This is a genomic window from Arenibacter sp. F26102 (assembly GCF_023015865.1).
In the GTDB taxonomy this organism is placed as follows: domain Bacteria; phylum Bacteroidota; class Bacteroidia; order Flavobacteriales; family Flavobacteriaceae; genus Arenibacter.
Map to the genome: position 1 here is coordinate 1 of NZ_JALKBC010000044.1, position 2,402 is coordinate 2,402.

A 2,402-nucleotide genomic window follows, 5' to 3' on the forward strand; every position below is an offset into this window, starting at 1 on the left:
TGTTGAACTAAACCTAAAGGTAGCTTCAAGCAAGTGTTACCCTGCCGTTCACTACCTTTAGGATAGGTTTAATCATAAAATTTAAAGTTATGAAAAAAAAGTAGCACCCTCATTGATAGGGCCTGTAATTCCGTATCCGGGTTCAACGAACTCTACCATAAATTAAAACGTTCCGTAGAACTGGCCGGCAAAAGCCAAAGTACCCTTACCAACTACGCCAGATGTCTGGCGCACATTGCTATTCACTTCAAATGCAGTCCGTTGGACCTTGACGAGGAACAGATCCTTGATTACCTTCATATCCTAAAATCGCAGCACAAGACCCCATCGGAGAGTTTCTTCAAGCATACCGTCTATGGTCTGAGATATGCATACCGTATCTCGGGAATGAAGGGGATGCGTGTGGTGCTGCCTTCGATCGAACGGCCCAAGAAGCTACCGGTAGTATTGGGCCATAACGAGGTAAAGCAGTTGCTCAGGGCCCCTAAACTGTTGAAGCACCGTTTGGTCCTGGCCATGCTCTATGGCTGCGGCCTTCGCAACTTTGAACTCTGCAACCTACAGCTGAAGGATCTGGATCTTGAGAGGATGATGCTGCACATCCGCCAGGGGAAGGGGAGGAAGGACCGCTATGTCCCATTGTGCGCGATGCAGGTCCGGGGCCTAAGGAAATACATCTCGGCGGAAAGCCCTGTCACTTGGTGCTTTAACGGCAATGACAGCAAGGGCGGTCCGGTCGCGCTCTCCGCCAGGGGAGTGCAATGGATCGTTAAGGAAGCACGGAAACACAGCGGTATCCAAAAAGAGGTCACCACCCATAGCCTGCGGCACAGCTATGCGACCCATCTATTGGAAATGGGGCTGGACATCATCAGTGTCAAGGACCTGTTGGGGCATGTGGATATCCAGACTACGCTCACCTACCTGCATGTGGCACGATTGGGCAGGCAAAGGCCGTTCAGCCCGTTGGAGCGGCTTTACAATAAATAGCCATGGAACGCGCCGCTTATGAAGTGGCACAGGTATTGGAGCGCAACAGGGAACACCTGGCCGGCCTTTGTGCCAATAGCTGGCAGCTAAGGACCCTGCATGCCCTGCGCAAATGCCGTACCGCAGCGTTGGGCGGGCATATAGACCGTTGCGACAACCCGGACTGCCATAGGCTGCACCTTAGCTACAACAGTTGCCGGAACCGCCATTGTCCCAAGTGCCAGGGACACAAACGGGAACAATGGATCAGGGCAAGGGAGGCCGAACTGCTGAACGTCCCTTACTTCCATGTAGTCTTTACCCTCCCGGCAGAACTTAACCGTCTGTGTCTTTACCGACCGGAGCAGGTGTATCGTTTATTGTTCAAAACGGCATGGCAGGTAATCCAGGGTTTTTCATCCAACCACAAGTTTTTGGGGGCCGACCCGGGAATGGTCGCCATCCTGCATACCTGGGGCCAAAATTTATCCCTTCACCCGCACCTGCACTGCATTGTACCGGGAGGTGGGATTTCAAGATCGGGCAAATGGAAACCCGCTGGGAACAAAGGAAAATATCTGTTTCCCGTAAAGGCAATGAGCAATGTATTTAGAGCCCGGTTCGTGGCAGGGCTGCGAAAAAGTCTGAAAAAAGAACTGCCCTGCGGATTTTGTGAAAGCCTGTTCAAAAATGAGTGGGTGGTCTATTGCAAGCGTCCGTTTTTAGGGCCGGCACAAGTGGTAGAATATCTTGGCCGATATACCCACAAGATTGCCATCGGTAACCATCGGATAAAGAATTTGGACGGTCGGGGCGTTACTTTTTCTGTAAAGGATTACCGTCACGGGGGAAGGAAATCCTTACTGCGATTAACGGATGCCGAGTTCGTCCGCAGGTTCGCCCTGCACATCCTGCCCAAAGGGTTCGTGCGTATACGCCATTATGGGATCCTGAGCAGTTCCAGAAAGAAGGCACTGGTTCCTTTACTGCAACAGGTCCTGGGCAGTCCAGTGCCCAATGGACGGCCTCCCTTAAAACATCGCCGCTGTCCTTACTGCCAGATCGGGATTATGGTGACAGTAACAGTATTCGACAGCCGTGGCCCGCCCAAAGCATGGTCGGACCGTTTGAAAAAAAGTACCCCAAGGACAACGCTACAAGAAGCGTAAGGGGAGGCCCATGGCCAAAATTAAAATAACGGGAGGGAAAGGCCGCTCCGGAGAGTAAAATGGGCCAAGGAAATCAAAAAAGGCACCAGGACAGACGGGGAAAAGGGGCGACCACCAAATTAAGGGCCCGCTCTGGCAACAAGTTCCATCTGAAAAACTCCATTAAACCATAGCAATCCCCATAGTAAGGGACAACCGGACCCGGTTCAGTCAACACTGCGTTCATGTTTGGCCGTACCGACCACACGAACGCTTAGTTATTGT

The 2,402-nt window shown here is 51.9% G+C and carries 2 protein-coding genes; both read left to right on the forward strand.

The features are described from left to right. Positions 1–261: 261 nt before the first annotated feature. A complete protein-coding gene (locus MWU78_RS22150; protein WP_247001985.1) occupies positions 262–990 on the forward strand; it encodes a tyrosine-type recombinase/integrase in 729 nt (242 codons plus the stop codon). A 2-nt stretch (positions 991–992) separates the two neighbouring features. Beyond that, positions 993–2,138, forward strand: a complete 1,146-nt coding sequence (locus MWU78_RS22155) for an IS91 family transposase (protein WP_247001987.1) — start codon at positions 993–995, stop codon at positions 2,136–2,138. The last annotated feature ends 264 nt before the right edge of the window (positions 2,139–2,402 follow it).

What these genes read in the sequence shown, in the direction of transcription:
- MWU78_RS22155 (WP_247001987.1), top strand. Translation starts at nt 993, where the DNA reads ATGGAACGCGCCGCTTATGAAGTGGCACAGGTATTGGAGCGCAACAGG.